The 16965-nt window shown below is 65.1% G+C and carries 13 protein-coding genes; 6 read left to right on the forward strand and 7 right to left on the reverse strand.

Annotated elements, in window-relative coordinates:
- Nucleotides 1-94 precede the first annotated feature (94 nt).
- Both BHK69_RS06285 and BHK69_RS06290 read right to left on the reverse strand, forming a co-directional pair.
- Nucleotides 95-589 (reverse strand): YciE/YciF ferroxidase family protein, encoded by a 495-nt coding sequence (locus BHK69_RS06285; RefSeq protein WP_069693423.1) that lies wholly within the window; start codon nucleotides 587-589, stop codon nucleotides 95-97.
- A 401-nt stretch (nucleotides 590-990) separates the two neighbouring features.
- Nucleotides 991-1683 (reverse strand): 3'-5' exonuclease, encoded by a 693-nt coding sequence (locus BHK69_RS06290; RefSeq protein WP_158516168.1) that lies wholly within the window; start codon nucleotides 1681-1683, stop codon nucleotides 991-993.
- Nucleotides 1684-2111: 428 nt separating this feature from the next.
- Here BHK69_RS06290 and BHK69_RS06295 point away from each other — a divergent pair, with 428 nt between their 5' ends.
- Nucleotides 2112-2645: a hypothetical protein gene (locus BHK69_RS06295; RefSeq protein WP_148663335.1), complete on the forward strand. Its 534-nt coding sequence runs from the start codon at nucleotides 2112-2114 to the stop codon at nucleotides 2643-2645.
- A gap of 187 nt (nucleotides 2646-2832) precedes the next feature.
- Here BHK69_RS06295 and BHK69_RS06300 read toward each other — a convergent pair whose 3' ends face one another.
- The 3 genes from BHK69_RS06300 to BHK69_RS06310 all read right to left on the reverse strand — a co-directional run bounded on the left by BHK69_RS06300 (nucleotide 2833) and on the right by BHK69_RS06310 (nucleotide 7992).
- Nucleotides 2833-4935: a methyl-accepting chemotaxis protein gene (locus BHK69_RS06300; protein WP_069689356.1), complete on the reverse strand. Its 2103-nt coding sequence runs from the start codon at nucleotides 4933-4935 to the stop codon at nucleotides 2833-2835.
- A gap of 706 nt (nucleotides 4936-5641) precedes the next feature.
- On the reverse strand, nucleotides 5642-6904 hold the full coding sequence (locus tag BHK69_RS06305) for an amidohydrolase family protein (RefSeq protein WP_069689357.1): 1263 nt from the start codon (nucleotides 6902-6904) through the stop codon (nucleotides 5642-5644).
- Nucleotides 6905-7218: 314 nt separating this feature from the next.
- On the reverse strand, nucleotides 7219-7992 hold the full coding sequence (locus BHK69_RS06310; protein WP_069689358.1) for a GntR family transcriptional regulator: 774 nt from the start codon (nucleotides 7990-7992) through the stop codon (nucleotides 7219-7221).
- 189 nt (nucleotides 7993-8181) lie between these two features.
- Between BHK69_RS06310 and BHK69_RS06315 the strand changes: the two genes are divergently transcribed.
- The 5 genes from BHK69_RS06315 (at nucleotide 8182) to BHK69_RS06335 (ending at nucleotide 13560) form a co-directional block, all read left to right on the forward strand.
- Nucleotides 8182-9069, forward strand: coding sequence for an ABC transporter ATP-binding protein (locus BHK69_RS06315; protein WP_069689359.1), 888 nt, complete (start codon nucleotides 8182-8184; stop codon nucleotides 9067-9069).
- 1 nt (nucleotide 9070) lies between these two features.
- Nucleotides 9071-9847, forward strand: a complete 777-nt coding sequence (locus BHK69_RS06320) for an ABC transporter permease (protein ID WP_069689360.1) — start codon at nucleotides 9071-9073, stop codon at nucleotides 9845-9847.
- Nucleotides 9848-9904: 57 nt separating this feature from the next.
- Complete coding sequence (locus BHK69_RS06325; RefSeq protein WP_069693424.1) at nucleotides 9905-10930, forward strand: ABC transporter substrate-binding protein; 1026 nt, start codon at nucleotides 9905-9907, stop codon at nucleotides 10928-10930.
- Between the two features lie 18 nt (nucleotides 10931-10948).
- Nucleotides 10949-12379, forward strand: a complete 1431-nt coding sequence (locus BHK69_RS06330) for an amidohydrolase family protein (RefSeq protein ID WP_069689361.1) — start codon at nucleotides 10949-10951, stop codon at nucleotides 12377-12379.
- Between the two features lie 77 nt (nucleotides 12380-12456).
- Nucleotides 12457-13560, forward strand: a complete 1104-nt coding sequence (locus BHK69_RS06335; protein WP_069693320.1) for an IS5 family transposase — start codon at nucleotides 12457-12459, stop codon at nucleotides 13558-13560.
- A gap of 298 nt (nucleotides 13561-13858) precedes the next feature.
- On the opposite strand, the gene BHK69_RS06340 is transcribed toward BHK69_RS06335, so the two are convergent.
- Both BHK69_RS06340 and BHK69_RS06345 read right to left on the reverse strand, forming a co-directional pair.
- On the reverse strand, nucleotides 13859-15415 hold the full coding sequence (locus BHK69_RS06340; protein ID WP_069689362.1) for an ABC transporter substrate-binding protein: 1557 nt from the start codon (nucleotides 15413-15415) through the stop codon (nucleotides 13859-13861).
- A 120-nt stretch (nucleotides 15416-15535) separates the two neighbouring features.
- Entirely contained in the window at nucleotides 15536-16771 is a 1236-nt protein-coding gene (locus BHK69_RS06345; protein WP_069689363.1) for an ROK family transcriptional regulator, read from the reverse strand.
- Between the last annotated feature and the right edge of the window lie 194 nt (nucleotides 16772-16965).

Consider the following 16965-nt stretch of genomic DNA (forward strand, 5'->3'; position numbering starts at 1 on the left):
GTCCGATGTTCGAACCGCGTCGGGCGCGCCGCGGCTGTGGCGGCGGTATGCCGCCACAGCGAGCTGTCCTGCATTGATGGAGAGCGTCAGTTCGTCACTTTGTCTTGCTGGTTGACCCGGACCCGTTGACCGTCATCACCGCCAGCGTCGTCAGTTTGGCATTTGCCGCCTTTTCCTCGTCGAGGATCGACGTCAGCAGCTCGTGCGCTTCGGTGTGCCCCAGGACTTTCGCCCATTCGCGCAGAGTTCCATAGCGGGCAATCTCGTAATGCTCGACGGCTTGGGCGGCGCCGATCAGACAGACGTCGCGTGCGTGGCCTTCTGCCTCGTCGATAAGACCGTCCGCCTCCTTCAATAGGCCGGCCATCGCATCACATTTCTCGCCGCTGGCCTTGAGGCCCAACGATTTGAACACGGATTCGAGTGTCGACACATGGCCTTTTGTTTCTTTCAGGTGATCATCGAAGGCCTGTTTCAGCTCGGCGCTGCCGACTGCTTTCGCGACTTTGGGCAGAGCCTTGAGAAGGGCGTTCTCGGCCCAGTAAATGTCCTGAAGTGTGTGCTGAAAAGCGTCCTGGAGGGTCTTCATGGTGGCGTCCTCTTTGCGCGGCGACATCCCTCGGGCTTGAGGGGCACATGGCAATGAGAAGACAACGTCCAGCAATAGGGACCGTTCCCAGACGGCCTCTTGAAGATGGCCGATCCAATTGTGAAAGATCGCAGGGCAACCGCATCTTCTTTAGCGCGGCCGAGCTGGCTGCCGGTGGTCGAGCGCCCGCAGCAATTACGAACGGGCAAACGCCCCTCAGGCGACGGTCACATGTTCAAACCGTGTCGGGTGCGCCGCGGCTGTGGTGGGCGGTTTGACAGCTCATTGCGTCTCGGCGTCGGCGTCAGAAATCTCCGACGCCGGCCCCCGACGTTGATCTCCAGGCGACTTGCTGAGGGTGTCGAGGACGACGATGGTCCAGGAGCATGAACTCATTTGGGTTAGTTCACCGCGCTGATGCTTTGCGCGACAGTACCGGTTGAGCCAAATTTGCTGTGCGATTTAGCGTCAGGGTTACCCAACGCTGCCAGCCAATCACGTGCCCCCGCAACCCGGACACGCTGGAGCTGGTGCAGCACATCGTGATCGAAATGCTCGGCGCGACAATAAGAGCGTGCATCCGCGCAGATGCGATCGAATAGGCGCGCGGTCACGAACGTATCTGCGCTCGCTCGATGGAGCCGGCCCGGGGACGAAATGCCCATCTCTTCGATGAGACCGCCCAATCGATAACTTTTCCGGCCGGGGAACATGCGCCGAGCCAACAGCAGAGTGCAAAGAGTGCGAACGGGCCGCCCTTCGAGGACGTTTCTGGCCTCGTGCTCATAAAATTTCCGATCGAAGCCCGCGTTATGGCAAACGATCGGCGATGAGCCGATGAAAGACGCCAGCCGACACATGGCGATGGCCGAGGCCGGTGCGCCGTGCAGCATCGCAGTGGTTATGCCGGTGATCAGGGTGATCTCGGTAGGCACGCGAACGCCTGGGTCGACGAAGGTCAGGAATTCATGGCCTGCTCGACCATCCACCACTTCGCGAGCTGACACCTCAATCACCCGCGCGCCCATCGACGGGCTGAGTCCGGTCGTCTCGAAGTCGAGCACGACGAAGCGTCCGCTTGGAATGCTATTCAAGGTTGAGACTCTCCGTGCCGACTTCGTCGATTCGAAAGCAAGGATATCATCCAGCGATGATGGGCTGCGCTGAAATTTCTCGGACATTCGAGCCGATGATCAGTTGCATGTGGCGCTGTCGTGCCGAATCGCGTTGAGATCGGATCTCACGCGCGAATTCGAAGCGCAAGCCGCTGTAAATGTCGGGCTATTTTGGCAGCGCCTCGGAGAAAACCCAGCTTCGGAGGGCAACGCTCTATCCAGCTGAGCTACGGGCGCAATCCGTGGAAGGGATAGCCGGGCGCTCGGCAACGAGGGATTTTGCGAGGAAGCAAAGCCCGGCAGGCTAAGGTCAAACCTTCGAAGCGTGCCGGGCGCGCTGCGGCTGTGGCTGGCTTTTCGCGGCGATTGGCCTCAGTAGGCCAGCACGAGAGGCGCAGGAGATGAGGGTGGGACGAGATCACGCGCTCAGCGCCATCCCTGCCGAGGTTCGGCGCGCGGCTTGCGCGTTTCATGAGGCCGGCCACATCATCGTCGGCTGGCATCACGAGCGATATGTCACCCATGCTTGGCTTCGCCCGCCCTATGGCTTCACTGGCGAGACCTGTTTCGAGCCTTATCGGAAAGGCTTCCAGATTGAGCGACTGGCGGACATCCGGCGCGCCGAGGTCGAGATCACGATCCTGTCCGCCGGTCATTGCGGTGAGATGATCTATTGGAACGAGGGGGACGGGCTCAAATGGTATCCGGGCGCGATCCAGTCCCATGAAGACGACCTGGAACAGATGCGGCCCTATATCGCCTTTCTGCGGCCTGCCGATGAGCTCGCTTTGCGGGCGCGCTGCGCCAGGGCGGCGGCCGCAATCCTGTATCAGCCCGCTATGCTCGCGGCCCAGAAGGCCATTGCCGAAAGGCTGGTTGAACGGCGGCGTATCGATGCGGACGAGATCGACGACATCATCAGGCCTGCGGTCGGCGGCTGAGCGGCTGGCCCGGATTTGCTAAGAGTCTATTTGGACCCCGGAGCCCTCATCCTGAGGAGGCATTCCCTTGGGAATGGCGTCTCGAAGGATGCTCCAGGAGGCTCCCGAACCATCTGGAGCATCCTTCGAGACGCGGGCTTCGCCCACTCCTCAGGATGAGGGCTCACCTTTCCAAACAGGTGGGGTCTCAGAACTCTTCCCATCCGGCATCGCCGGCGCGGCTGTTCGCGGCCTTCCTGGCCGGGGCGCGCGGCGCTGGCGCGGCCGCCTGAGCCCGGGCTGTCGGCGCCGATGCCCTGCTCTGGCCGAAGGCAGCCGCGGCGAGCTTGCGCAGGCGCTCTGGCTCGGACGCTGTAGCCCTGACTGGCGCCGGGGCGTAATTGGCCGAAGAGGCGGTTGCACTCTCAGGCCCGGTCCTGAAGGCGGCGACGAGGTCGTTGAGCTGGACGATGCGGCCCGAGAGCGAACCGGCAGAGGCTGCACTCTGTTCGGAGAGCGCGGCGTTGGCCTGCGTCATCTCGTCGAGATGGGCGACGGCCTGGCTCATCTCGTCGATGCCATTGGCCTGTTCGCCGGCGGCCGAGGAGATGTCGGCGATGGTGGCGGCGACCTTGCGCGAATGGCTGAGGATCTGGTCGAGCTGGTCGCCGGCCTGGCGGACCAGCTTGACGCCGGTGCCGACCTCCATGTTGGAGGAGGAGATCAGGCCGGAGATGTCCTTGGCGGCAGCGCTCGAGCGCTGCGCCAGTGTGCGCACTTCCGAGGCGACGACCGCGAAACCCTTGCCGGCATCACCGGCGCGCGCCGCCTCGACCGCCGCGTTCAGCGCCAGGAGATTGGTCTGGAAGGCGATGTCGTCGATCACCCGGATGATGTCGGAGATCTTCTGCGAGGCGCTCTCGATCCGCGCCATCGCAGCGACCGCTTCGGTCGCGATGGTGCCGCCCGTCTGCGCCGCCTGCATCGCCTCGGTTGCGATCGCGGCGGCGTCCTTCGAGGCCTGGGCCGAGGCCTTCACCGAGGCTGCGAGCTCCTCGGTCGTGGCCGCGGTTTCCTCCAGTGAGCTCGCCTGCTCTTCCGTGCGCTTCGACAGGTCGTCGGCGCCCATGGTGATCTCGCGCGCCGCCAGCCCGACATCCGCAGAGGTTGTCTGGATCGTGCGCACCGTCGCGGACAGCCGGTCGACCGTCTCGTTGATCGCGCCCTTGAGCTCGGCGAACTTGCCGCGATAGGCGGTCTCGATCCGGGCGGTCAGATCCCCGCCCGCCACCGCCGAGAGCGCCTGGGCGAACTCGCTCGTCGCCGAATCGACCACGGCATTGATCTCGTTGATGCCGGCGACGAGCTTCTGCATCTGCTCGTCGGCCTGGTCGATCTGCAGCCGCGCCGAGAAATCGCCCGCAGCCGCGGCGGCAACGACCTCGCCGACATCCGAGACGACAGAGGCCATGTTTTCCGCCGCGCGCAGACGGCGCGACGAGGCCTCGCGCTCCTGTTCCTCAAGCGCGCGGATTTTCTGGAGATTGTCGCGCAGAATCTGCAGTGCGGCGGCCATCTGGCCGATCTCGTCGCGGCGCTCGGTGCCTTCGACGGCGCTGTCGAGATCGCCTTCGGCGATGGAGTGCATCGTGCCGTTGAGCCCGCGCAGCGGCAGCAGGATGCCGCGGCGCGCGACGAACAGGCTGAGCAAAAGCCCGCCGAGGATGCCGAGCACGGCGACGACGATCTGCACCAGCAGGAAGCGGTCGACGGACGCGAAGGCGGTGTCGCGGGTCACCTCGATCGTCTTGCCGGAATAGGTGGTATAGGCCTTGACCGCTTCGGTGACGGCCTTCTGACCGCCGAGGCAGGCAGCCAGCGCGGCCTCGATCGCCGAGCGATCGGCCGTGCTGTTCCGGGAGGCGGCGACCATGGCGCGGATCTGGTCGAAATAGCTGCCAAGCTTGGCGCGGACATCGCCGATCAGGCGCTTCTCCTCGGCATCGGCCAGCGCTTCCAGGATCGGCAGCCGGGCCAGCATTTCCTTCACGCGCAGCTCGGTGTCGGTGGCGAACTCGGCATATTTTTCAGGCTGGCGCGCGAGCTGGTAGGTCATCCGGCTGATCGCGATGATGTCGATGCGCAAATCCATCGCTTCACGCGCGACGCCGCCGGTCTGCTCGACATCGAGCATCGAGCGCTTGAGCTGCGTCAGCCCCATCCAGCCGACAAGGGCGATGACGATGGCGACGACGCTCATCACGGCGACGACGCCGATGGATTTCGACACGATGGAGGCGTGCTTCAGCATGGCTATGGTCAGCTTTCGGCGGCGGGGTTCTGCGGGACGGCGCGACAACGGGAACAGGCTCGGTTCGATCGGGACGATCGAGGCAGTCGGTTCGGCCGTTCCCTCATCGTCAGATCATGAGGCGTTGGCAGCCCCGGCCGGTTGCGCCGCGCTGAGCCCGAGATGAGGCCTGCAGCATTCCGGTTCTGTGATCCGATCCAATGCTCGGGACCCTTACAGGGGCTGTCTTAACGAAGTTTTGTGCGCGCCCTCGGCTGATCGGCGATGACGGATTCGCGAGCGCGCATTGGCGCACCTCCGTGTTGTCCTGGCCCTGAATGACCGCCGGTTCGAGCTGGCGGCGTCGCCGATAGGGCGGGGCCTCGTGTTCTTGCCGAGACAAGCGCGGGGAACCCTCTCCCGTAGGGAGAGGGTAGGGTGAGGGGTAGGCCGTTTGACGCTTTGTCTGTGTCCCAACCGCTGCTCCCTCGTCATTGCGAGCGTAGCGAAGCAATCCAGGAGACGTAGAGCGAGACCTCCTGGATTGCTTCGCTACGCTCGCAATGACGGCAAGGTCGTCACGCCACTGGTCCAGAGGCCTACACCTCACCCCTGCCCCTCTCACTGAACTCGGGCCTGCCCGAGTTCGGCACTCAAAGTGTCGAGGTCGGGTAAACCCGACTTCGATGCAGGAGAGGGGTTCCCCGCGCTTTTCGCATCAATTCGCTCAAAGCGCGTGCCGCGAGCGTAATGCAGGGGCGAACAGCGCCGCGGCCGGGCGTGCGAAGCTTTGCCGGCCGCTTCGGAAACCCATGATCGGCTCGGCGATCTCCGCGAGTGCGTCGTGGCCGGTCGGCGCGTCCAAGACGATCAAATCGGCGGGGTTGCCGATGGCGATCCCGTAATCGTCGAGGTTCATCAGTCGCGCCGGCAGCGTCGTCACGAGATCTAGGCAGCGCTGGAATCCGTCCGGGCCGATTTGCGCGACATTGGCGTAGAAATTCGCCATGCGCAGCAGCGAGCCGTCGCCGAAGGGCGTGAACGGGTTGAGGATGTTGTTGCTCGCAACCGAGCAGACCACGCCCTGCTCCACGAGACGGTGCGCCGGCGCCAGGCCGCGCGGCACCGCATGCGAAGCCTCCCGCCCCATCAGATAGAGATCGGTCGCCGGCAGGACCGTCACCGCCACGCCCGCCTCAGCCAGCCGCTGCCCGATCTGGGCAAGGGTCGCCGGCTCCACCATCGAGAGCTTGGTGACGTGTCCGATCGCGACGCGGCCTTGATAGCCACGACGCTCGGCCTGGCGGCAGATCTCATCGAGATGCATCCAGCTCGGGTCGAGGTCGAAATCGAGATGGATATCGAGGTCGACGTCGAACTGCCCGGCGAGGGCGAAGAGCCGGTCGATCTGGGCAAGCGGGTCGCTGTCGGTATAGGGGCAGCCGCCGAGCAGGTCCGCCCCGTCGCGCAGGGCGGCGACGAGAAGCTCGTCGGTGCCGGGATCGTTGGTCAGCCCCTCCTGCGGGAAGACGCAGATCGAAAGCTCCAGCCCCCAGGCATAGGCCGCCTTCAGCGCCTTGATCGCTTTGAGGCTGCGCAGGCCGGCGCGCGGATCGACCTCGACATGGGTGCGCATCCGGGTCGTGCCCTTGGCGATCGCCTTTTCGATCACGCGCGCGCCGCGCTCATAGACATCGTCGACGGTGAAATCGCGCTTCATCGCGGCGACCGCGGCGATGGCGTCTGCGAGCCCGCCATGGCTATGGCCGCAGCGGCCGAGCAGGCAGGCCTTGTCGAGATGGACATGGCTGTCGACGAAACCCGGCAGCACGGCGCGGCCGTCCAGGACGATCTCCGGCGCGTCGGCGACGATACGGGGCGCGATGGCCGAGATGCGCCCGGCGGCGATGCCGATATCGACCGGCTGATCGTGGCTGGGGATAATCGCCTGACGAAAGATGAGATCGAGGGAGCTGGGCATCGCATGCATAGAGCCGGATGATTTCAGACGGGGTCACTTCGTGATCCCGTCTGAAATCTGAATCCGTCTCTCATCAAAGAGTGAGAGCAGGATCAATGCGAAAAACCGGTTCCCACTTTTTCGCATCCTGCTCTAGGAAATGAGTTCAGGCTGTTCAAAAAACATGCATGCACTTTGTGTGCCGATACCGCTAGAGCCGGATCCGATCAGGTCGGATCGACCTGATCGGTGAATCCGTCTCTCACTATGTGATAGAGCAGGCGTGTCGGGGAGGCGATGAGCGGATGGCCGGCGCGGGACTGAAGCAGCCGACGGCCTGAACGCTATTCCGCCGCGTCGCGCCGCAAGCTGCGGCCAGGACCCGCCTTGCCGGCGGGGCTCGCCGGCGGCGTTTCGGCATAGGGCGCCAGGATATCCATGATGTCGCGGCCGCGCGGCTTGGCCTGCGCGACCAAAGCGCGGTCGGCGACGGAATCGAGATGGCTATGCATCAGGCTCATCACCTTGTCGGCGTCGCCTTCCGCCAGCGTGTCGATCAGCAGGCGGTGCTCGTTGATGGCGCATTCGGACGAATGAGGCCGGCTGAACAAGGACAGGATCAGGCAGCAGCGATAGGCGATCTCGCTGACATAGCGGATCAGGATCGGGCTTTCCGTCATCGTGGCGAGCAGGATGTGGAACTCGGTCGCGAGCCGGATCGAGACCGCGTCGGGGCCGCCGCGCGCTGCATCCTCGGCATCGACATGGGCCCTCAGCGCGGCGATCTGGGCCTTGCTCAAGCGGCCGGCCAGTTGCCGCACGACGAGGCGCTCGAGCTCGATCCGGATGTCGAACGTATCGCGCGCCTCCTGCCAGCTCGGTGTCGCCACGACCGCGATGCGGTTGCGGCGCAGCTCGACCAGCCCTTCGGCCGCCAATTGCCCAAGCGCGTGGCGTGCAATGGTGCGGCTGACGCCGAAACTCTCGCCCAGTGCATCCTCGGGCAGCTTCGCGCCCGGCTCCAGCGCCTGCTCGATGATCGCGCGGCGTAACGCGCGGCAGATCGTCCCGACCTTGTCGGGCGAAGTGCGGCCCTGGTCCGTCTCGCGCGCCATCATGGTTTTCCACGTCGTGGGCGATCGTCTTAGCGCCATGTCGACCGCTTCCGCAATGCATGCGCGGGACAGCCGGGTTGCCTCGGCATCCCGCCGATCGCGCTGGCCGTGATGGATTGCCGAGGCCGCTCGAACAAGGAGGGCGGTCCGATCGGGATACAATGTGGCACTGCAATTGCATGCACTTTTGGCATGAGCCAACCACGCCACAAGCCAGCGATCGTTCCATCGGCGCCGCCGCAGCCGGGCGCGGATGCGCCGCTGCGCGCCGCTCCGGCGATCGAGCTTTCGCAGGCCTCCGTCACCTTCGGCCGTGGCGCAGGCGCGGTGCCGGCCCTGTCCGAGACGAGCCTGCGCATTCCCGATGGCGAGTTCGTCGCGCTGGTCGGCCCCTCCGGCTGCGGCAAGTCCACCATCCTGCGGCTGGTGAGCGGGCTCGTGCAGCCGAGTTCAGGCGTCGTCATCGTCGGCGGCCGCGAGGTTACCGCGCGGGCGCTCCGGATCGGCATGGCCTTCCAGAATCCGACCACGCTGCCCTGGCTGACGATCGAGCAGAACGTCATGCTGCCGCTGAAGATCGTGCAGCCGTTCCGCTCGCGTTTCGCGCGGGAGAAGCGCGGCGCCTTCCGCGACAAGGCGCATGCGCTGCTCTCCCAGGTCGGGCTCAAGGGCTTTGCCGGCAAATATCCCTGGCAGCTTTCGGGCGGTATGCTCCAGCGCGCCAATCTGTGCCGGGCGCTGATCCATGAGCCGCGCATGCTGCTGCTCGACGAGCCGTTCGGCGCGCTCGACCAGTTCACGCGCGAGGAGCTCTGGGCGGTCCTGCAGGAGCTCTGGCTGGCGCACCGTCCCACCGTCCTGCTGGTGACGCATGATCTGCGCGAGGCCGGCTTCCTGGCGAGCCGGATCTGCGTGATGAGCGCCCGGCCGGGCCGCATCCTCGACGACAGCGCGGTCGCCTTCGCCCGGCCGCGCACGATCGCAATGACCTTCGAGCCGGACTTCGTCGCGCTGAACCAGCGCTTGCGCGAGCTCATCGTCGATGCCCGCTCCGCCCCGATCCTTGAGGAGGGCATCTGACATGGCCGATATCCGTCTCAGGCAGAGGCTGGGTTCAGCCGGGCTGATCGTGCTGTTCTTCGTCGGCTGGGAGCTGTTCTGCGTCATCTCGGGCATGTCGGACCTGGTCCTGCCGCGCCCGAGCCAGGTGGTCGCGACGCTGGTGCAGCGCTTCCCGATCCTGCGGCCGCATATCCTGCAGACGCTGGCGACGACGATGGCCGGCTTCGTGCTCGGGGTTGCGCTCGGTGTCGTGCTGGGCGCGGTCATCGGCGTTTCCCGCACGGCCTATGACACGGTCTACCCGCTGCTGATCGGCTTCTCCTCGATCCCGAAGGTCGCGGTGGTGCCGATCTTCGTGCTCTGGTTCGGCTCGGGCACGGTGCCGGCCGTGCTGACCTCGCTGTCGATCTGCTTCTTCCCGATCGTGGTTAACATCGCGACCGGCCTCGCCACGACCGAGCCCGAGATGGAGGACGTGCTGAAGGCGCTCGGCGCCAGCAAGTTCGACATCCTCTGGAATGTCGGCCTGCCGCGCACGATGCCGTTCTTCTTCGCCTCGCTGAAGGTCGCGATCACCTACGCCTTCGTCGGCACGGTGCTGGCCGAGACCGTCGCCTCCAATCGCGGCATCGGCAATGTGATGATGACGGCCTCGTCCAACTTCAACGTGCCGCTGGTCTTCGCCGGGTTGTTCATCCTCGCCGGGCTCGGCGTCGCGCTCTACGTCGCCTTCTCGCTGATCGAGATGCGCGTCACCGGCTGGGCCACCCGCAAGACCGACCTCGCCACCGCCTAGGCATGCCGTAATCGCCAGAAATCGTCAGAAGGGGAGACCACGATGCTGAAGACCGCGATGCTTAAGACATGGACCGCGACACTCCTTGCCGGCCTCGCCTGGGCCGGCTCCGCGCTGGCCCAGGAGGCCACGATCAAGTTCACGCTCGGCTGGAAGACGCAAGGTTCGGATGCAGCCTTCTTCGTCGCGCGCGACAAGGGCTACTACAAGGCCGAGGGGCTGAACGTCGTCATCGACCAGGGCGAGGGCTCCGGCGCCACCGTCACCCGCGTCATGAGCGGCGCCTATGATGCCGGCTTCGGCGACGTCAACGCCATCATCCAGAACGCCGCGGCCAGGCCGGGCGAAGCCCCGGTGATGGTCTATATGATGTGGAACCGGCCGCCTTTCGCGATCGTGACGAAGAAGGCGACCGGCGTGACCAAGCCGGCCGAGCTCGTCGGCAAGACGCTGGGCGGCGCCCAGGGCACGCCGACGACCCGTCTGCTCGAGGTCTTCGCGCGCAAGAACGGCGTTCCGATGGACAAGGTCAAGCTCTCCAACATGGCGCCGAACCTGCAGGAGCCCCTGCTGATCAAGGGCGACATCGACGGCGCGCTGGTCTTCAACATCACCAGCTATTTCAACCTCGTGCTGAACCGCCAGGACCCGGACAAGGATTTCAACTGGCTGATGTTCGGCGATTATGGCCTCGACCTCTACTCGAACGGCCTGATGGTCTCGCAGAAGCTGATCAAGGACAATCCAAAGGCTGTGGCCGGCCTCGTTCGCGCCACCAACAAGGCGATGATCGAGATCGCCGGGGATCAGGGGCTCGGCATGAAGGGCGTGGTCAATTTCGACAACCTCGTCGACGAAAAGGTCGAGAAGCGCCGGCTGCAATATTCCTTCAGCGAGCTTATCGTCTCGCCGGAGATGAAGGAGATCGGCATCGGCGACACCAAGGACGAGCGCATGGCGCGTGCCATCGGCATCATCGTCGAGGGTTACCAGCTCGCGCGCACGCCGGCGCCCAGTGAGATCTTCTCGCGCCAGTTCCTGCCGCCCAAGGCGGAGCGTGAACTGGTCTATACCGCGAACTGAACCCGCCGGGAGGGCGAGATGACAGAGACGGCATTCGCGACGAGCCTGTTCACCGGACAAGACCTCGTCGCGGATGCCGCGCTCCAGCACAGGGACGGGGTGATCGGCGCCGTCCTGGATGGGCAGGCGGCGCAGGATGGGCGCCGGCTGATCATCCCGGCCCTGGTCAATGCGCATGACCATGCCCGGCCGAGCATGACCTCCTTCGGCGCAGCGAACCTGCCGCTCGAAACCTGGATGCTGCGCTCGGCCTTCGGCACGCCGCCTGATCCCTATCTCGCCGCCGCCGTCTCACTGGCCAGAACGGCACGGGCCGGCTGCGGCACGATGATGGTCCATTATACCCGCCCGAGCGGCACGATGCCGATCGTCGAGGAAGCCCGGCAGATCGCGCGCGCGGCCAGCGATGTCGGCATCCGACTGGCCTTCGCACTGGCGGTGCGCGACCAGAACCCGCTGGTCTATGGCGACAGCGCCGCTCTGCTCGAGGCGCTCCCGGCCGAGGCGCGGCAGCCGGTCGAAGACCTGTTCATCCGGCCGGCAATGCCGCCCGCCGCCTATCTCGACCTTGTCGAGGAGATCGGCGCCGCGATCGCCGGGCCGATGGTCGATGTCCAGTTCGGGCCGGCCGGAGTGCAATGGTGCTCGCCGGCCCTGCTCGAGGCCATCGCCGAGCGCTCGGCCGCGACCGGCCGGCGCGTGCACATGCACCTCCTCGAAACCGTCTACCAGCGCAGCTGGGCGGACAGGACCTTCCCGGGCGGCATGCTGGGCTACCTCAAGGATATCGGCCTGCTTTCCGAGCGCCTGACCCTGGCCCATTGCACCCATGCGAGGCCCGAGGAGCTCGATCTCATTGCCGAGGCCGGCGCGACCATCGTCACCAATTTCAGCTCCAATCTGCATCTGCATTCCGGGCTCGGGCCGATCGCCGAAGCCCATCGTCGCGGCTGCGCGATCGCCGTCGGCGTCGACGGCGCGGCGCTCGACGAAGACGACGACGCGCTGCGCGAGATGCGGCTCGTCCAGATCATGCATGACGGCGCGGGCCTCCGGCGCAATTGGAGCCGCGCCGAATTCCTCTCCCTCGCGGTCCGCAACGGCCGCAAGGCCACGGGCGCGCCGGGCCCGGGCGCGCTGGTCGCGGGCGCTGCCGCCGATTTCACGGTGATCGACCTCGACCGGCTCGATCGTGACGCGATCATGCCTGTCGATCCGCTCGACCTGCTGTTCGCCCGCGGCAACACCGCTTGTGTCCGCGACGTGGTCGTGGCCGGGCGGCAGATCGTCCGGGATGGATGCCCGACAGGCATCGAGCTCGAACGATGCGAGGCGCAATTGCGCGGGCTCTTCCGCAAGAACCTGCCGCGCTACCAGGCGCTGCAGGCGGCCTTGCCCGCCCTTTCGGCCGCCGCCACGACATGGTTCGAATCGTCCTGCTGCGACTAGCAGGCTGCTGCAGAAGTCTCTGGCGGGATCGTCTTGGAGATGATTCACTCTGTCTGAGGCAGATGCGGGGTCTTGCGATGCGGGGACGTGAGGATCGGTCGGATAGCCTGTTCAGCTACATCCGGCTGGAAGAGCGGGTTCCTGCGGATCATCCGCTGCGAGCGATCCGGGCTTTGGCGGACGAGGTTCTGGCGGGTCTGAACGGTCGCTTCGAGACGCTGTATTCGCAGATGGGTCGGCCCTCGATCCCACCGGAGATGCTGCTGCGCGCGACGCTGCTGCAGGCGTTCTTCTCGGTTCGCTCCGAGCGGATGCTGATGGAGCAGATCGACTACAATCTGCTGTTCCGGTGGTTCGTCGGGCTTGAGATGGATGCCGCGGTCTGGCACCCGACGGTGTTCACGCACAACCGCGACCGGCTTCTGGAAGCGGATGTGGCCCACGCCTTCCTGTCGGGGCTGCTGGCTTTGCGTCAGGTGAAGCAGCTCCTGTCGAGCGACCACTTCTCCGTCGATGGCACGCTGATCGATGCCTGGGCCTCGATGAAGAGCTTCCGGCGCAAGGACGGCTCGGACGAGCCGCCTGGGCCTGGCCGCAACGGCGAGCGCAACTTCCGCAAGGAAAAGCGCTCGAATGTAACCCATGCCTCGACCACCGATCCCGATGCCCGGCTCTATCGCAAGAGCGACGGGCACGAGAGCCGGCTGTGCTTCATAGGCCATGCGCTGATGGAGAACCGCCATGGCCTCGTGGTGGACGCGACGCTGACCCACGCCACCGGCACGGCCGAGCGCGAGGCAACGCTTGCGATGCTCGACCGGCGCGAAAGCCGACATCGGATCACGTTGGGAGCCGACAAGGCCTACGATGTCGAGGCCTTCGTGGGCGACCTGCGGGCGCGCCAGGTGACGCCGCACATCGCCATCAACGGCGCGGTGTCCAAGACCGGCAAGGTGCGCAAGACCGCCATCGACGGCCGCATCACCCGCCATCCCGGCTACGCGATCAGCCAGCGTTGCCGCAAGCGCATCGAGGAGGTCTTCGGCTGGATCAAGACCCAGGCCGGGCTGGCCAAGGTCAAGGTCCGGTCCCGGACCAAGGCCGAGGCGGTCTTCACCTTCGCAGTTGCCGCCTACAACCTCGTCCGCATCCCCAAGCTTCTAGCCCAGGCGACCGCATGAAGGGCAGCGCCAAGCGGACCAAGCCACGCTCCGGCAGCAGCATCCACCAGAAGACAAGCCGCCGACGCTTCCCAGCTGCGCCAGTCGCTGCCAAAACAGCAGAGACCATCTAAACCAAGAGCCAGAACAGACTTCTTCAGCAGCCTGCTAGAGCGTTTTCGAGCGAAGTGGACACCGTTCCCCGCGACAAACGCAAAGCGTTTGCGCGGAGAAAGCACGCTAAAACAAGGAGCTAGAGCATTCCGCGATTCGGAGAAACGCGGAATGCTCTCGAGACGGATGACCGTTCGGCGGCTGCTTATTTCCGCGCGATGTTCCAGTAGACCGGCGCCGGCGGCGTCAGGATCCCGGTCAGGTTCGCCCGGTGGGCCCGGATCTGATATTGCAGGCCGATCGGAATATAGGGCACCGTTTCGACGGCTCGGACCTGGATCTTCGTGGCGAGCGCCTTGCGCGCGCCAAGGTCGGAGAGATCGGCGAAGGCGGACCGCATGGCCTCGATTTCGGCGTCGCAAGGCCAGCCGAACCAGGCCTTGTCGCAGTTCGAGCGCAGGCCGAGATGGCTGAGGGGCTCCATCATGTCGAGCCCCCCTGGTCCTGAAATGAAGATGGACCAGCCGCCCTTGCCAACCGGCTCCTTGCTCGCGCGGCGGCTCACGACCGTGGCCCAATCCATCGCCTGGATATCCGTCTTGAGGCCGATGCTGCGCAGCAATTGATCCGCGACCATGGTGAAGGCGTGGATATTGGTGTTCTCGGTGGCGTCGAGCAGCACGACCGGCGTGCCGTCATAACCGCTCTCCTTGACCAGCGCCTTGGCCTTGTCGAGGTCCGGCTTGGGAAAGCCTTCCTCCGTGAAATAGGGCGAGGAACAGATATAGAAGGAGCGGCAGGTCTTGCCGAGGCTCGGATCCTCGATCACGGCTTCCAGGAACTCGGAGCCGTTGACGGCATGGAGCAGGGCCTGCCTGATCTTGGGATTGTTGAATGGCGGCTGCAGCGCGTTGATGCGGATCTGCTGCGCCACGCCGAGATCATCCTGACGGGCGATGACGACGTCCTTTGCCGGTTTGGCGAGCCCGATCAGATCGGCGGAGAGGTCTTCGCTGATATCGATCTCACCCTTCAGCACGGCATTCACGGCCGTCTGCTGATCGGGGATGATCTGCCACTCGACGCGGTCCACGCGCGCGACCTTGCCGCCGGAGAAGCCGCTCGGCGCCTCCATGCGCGGCACATAGTTCGGGTTCCTGACGAAGACCAGTTTCGAGCCCGAGAGCCATTCCTCCTTCTTGAAGATGAAGGGGCCGGAGCCGGTCTGGTCGGTCACACCCTGATTGGCGGGCGTCGCCGTGGCGATCCGCGCCGGCATGATGAAGGGCACGGGCGCCCCGGGCTTGCCGAGCGCGTCGAGCACGAAGCCCCAGGGTTGGGACAGCGTCAGCCTGAAGCTCTTGGCGTCGATCGCGCTCCAGACCGCGCCGCGCGCATTGAGCTGCTGGCCCATGCTGTCATTGCCGCTCCAGCGCTTCAGCGAGGCGATGACATCGTCGGAGGTGACGGGCTGGCCGTCGCTGAACGCCAGGCCGTCGCGCAGCGTGAAGTCCCAAATCTTGCCGTCGGCCGAAGTGCTCCATGCCGCCACCATCTGGGGTTTCACCGCCAGAGTGTCGTCGACCGCAAACAGCGTATCGTAGACCATGTAGCCGAAGTTGCGGGCCATCGAATCCGAGCCCAGCATCGGGTCGAGGATCTTGACGTCGCCGGACGGTCTGACTTTCAGGACGCTCTGCGCTGCCGCCGAACCGACCGACAGTGCAAGCAGAGCGGCGCCGATTGCCCAATGCGCTTTCATTGTATCCTCCCGATTTTCTTGTGATTTGTCATGACGTTTCCAGCGCAAGAGCAGGATGCGAAAAAGTGGGAACCGGTTTTTCGCATTGATCCTGCTCTAACTCCTTGATGAGAGACGGATTCAGATTTCAGACGGGGTCACTTTGTGGCTCCGTCTGAAATCATCCGGCTCTAGGCGCCGGGCTCGCTTGCGGCCGGGTGCCGGGACCACGTGCCCGCCGCGGCCGATGAAAGCGAAGGTGGCGAGCGCGATGCCGGAGGCAGGTTCTCTGCCGGGCTTCATCGCGGAGAAGGACAATTCGACACTGGCCGCACCGCCGAACAGGCTCTGGTCGATACCGGCCGATAAGGCCGGGCGGGCCTTGTCTTGCAGCTGGCTTGGCCAGCCTGCGATGACGACCCGCCTGACGCGATTGAGGTTCAGGGCATTGCCGATCGCCGTGCCGAGCTGGGCGAGACGGATGCCGATTTCGGCCCGCGCATGACTTGGCACATGGCTCGACAGCCGAACGCCCTCGCGCCAGCTATCGCGGGGCGCGAGCATGTGCTGCTCCGCTTTGCCGAAGAGCGGAGCCATGGCCCCTGTCGAGACATAGGCTTCGAGACAGCCGGAATGGCCGCAGCGGCACCGCGCGCCCTGCGGGTCCATGATCATATGTCCGATTTCGCAGGGGAGCACATCGTCGCTCCCGGCGCTTTCATCGACGAAGGCCCCGCCGACGCCATGCCCGAGGAACACATAGAAATAGGGTCTTTCGTCCCGCGTGACGCCGATCTGAAGCCGATGCGCCAGGGCACGCGTCACGATCGAGTTGGCGAAAGTCGCGGGCACGTCCGGAAGCGCCGCTTCCAGTGTCCGGGTGATGAAATCCGGCCGTAGCGCCACGATCGGGTTGCTCGCCTGGCCAGGATGGTAGCCGGGTATGGAGACGGCGATTTGGCGCAGGACGATGTCGTGGCGCGTGCACCACTCGGCCATGCGCGCGATCGCTGCGGCCGTGATGTTTTCCGCCGCCATGGCGGCCGTGCCGTCAGGCAGGTCGTGCTGCTCCGAAAACAGCGCCTCGCCCTTGAGGTTTCCAACGCCGACATGCGCGCGGTTGTTGGAGAGCTCGATCGTTGCGACGAACTGGCTCTCGCTCAGCGTCAGAAACGTGCTGGGACCGCCGCGATAAGGTGCGCGTTTGCGGGTCTCGTCGACGAGCCCTTCCGCTTTGAGATCGGTCACGATGCGGGAGATGCTCGCATCGGTCAGGCCGACATGAGCGATCACATCCGGCCGGAACGACCCGCCGGATCGCCAGAGATAGCGGAGAACCGCGGCGCGCGTCTCCTGCCGGCTCCATGCCCCCTTCACATCTCCACCCTGTTCATTTTTGTTTTATGTAAGAATGAGACTGGAAGATGATCCGGTCGTTGTCAAATGCTCAGGACGAGATGGCATCGCGGTTGACGGTTGCGTACCGATGTCGCTCTCGATTGTCTGTCGAAGCAGCGCCAACAGCCGCCACCTCGCCCCGAGCGCGGTTCTCTTGTCAGAACCGAGTGCGG

The organism is Bosea vaviloviae, from assembly GCF_001741865.1.
GTDB lineage: Bacteria > Pseudomonadota > Alphaproteobacteria > Rhizobiales > Beijerinckiaceae > Allobosea > Allobosea vaviloviae.

Excerpts from the sequence above, each read along its gene's own strand:
- BHK69_RS06335 (WP_069693320.1), top strand. The coding sequence starts at position 12,457 with ATGCGGGGACGTGAGGATCGGTCGGATAGCCTGTTCAGCTACATCCGG.
- BHK69_RS06285 (WP_069693423.1), bottom strand. The coding sequence starts at position 589 with ATGAAGACCCTCCAGGACGCTTTTCAGCACACACTTCAGGACATTTAC.
- BHK69_RS06300 (WP_069689356.1), bottom strand. The coding sequence starts at position 4,935 with ATGCTGAAGCACGCCTCCATCGTGTCGAAATCCATCGGCGTCGTCGCC.
- BHK69_RS06325 (WP_069693424.1), top strand. The coding sequence starts at position 9,905 with ATGCTTAAGACATGGACCGCGACACTCCTTGCCGGCCTCGCCTGGGCC.
- BHK69_RS06305 (WP_069689357.1), bottom strand. The coding sequence starts at position 6,904 with ATGCATGCGATGCCCAGCTCCCTCGATCTCATCTTTCGTCAGGCGATT.
- BHK69_RS06330 (WP_069689361.1), top strand. The coding sequence starts at position 10,949 with ATGACAGAGACGGCATTCGCGACGAGCCTGTTCACCGGACAAGACCTC.
- BHK69_RS06315 (WP_069689359.1), top strand. The coding sequence starts at position 8,182 with ATGAGCCAACCACGCCACAAGCCAGCGATCGTTCCATCGGCGCCGCCG.
- BHK69_RS06310 (WP_069689358.1), bottom strand. The coding sequence starts at position 7,992 with ATGATGGCGCGCGAGACGGACCAGGGCCGCACTTCGCCCGACAAGGTC.
- BHK69_RS06320 (WP_069689360.1), top strand. The coding sequence starts at position 9,071 with ATGGCCGATATCCGTCTCAGGCAGAGGCTGGGTTCAGCCGGGCTGATC.
- BHK69_RS06340 (WP_069689362.1), bottom strand. The coding sequence starts at position 15,415 with ATGAAAGCGCATTGGGCAATCGGCGCCGCTCTGCTTGCACTGTCGGTC.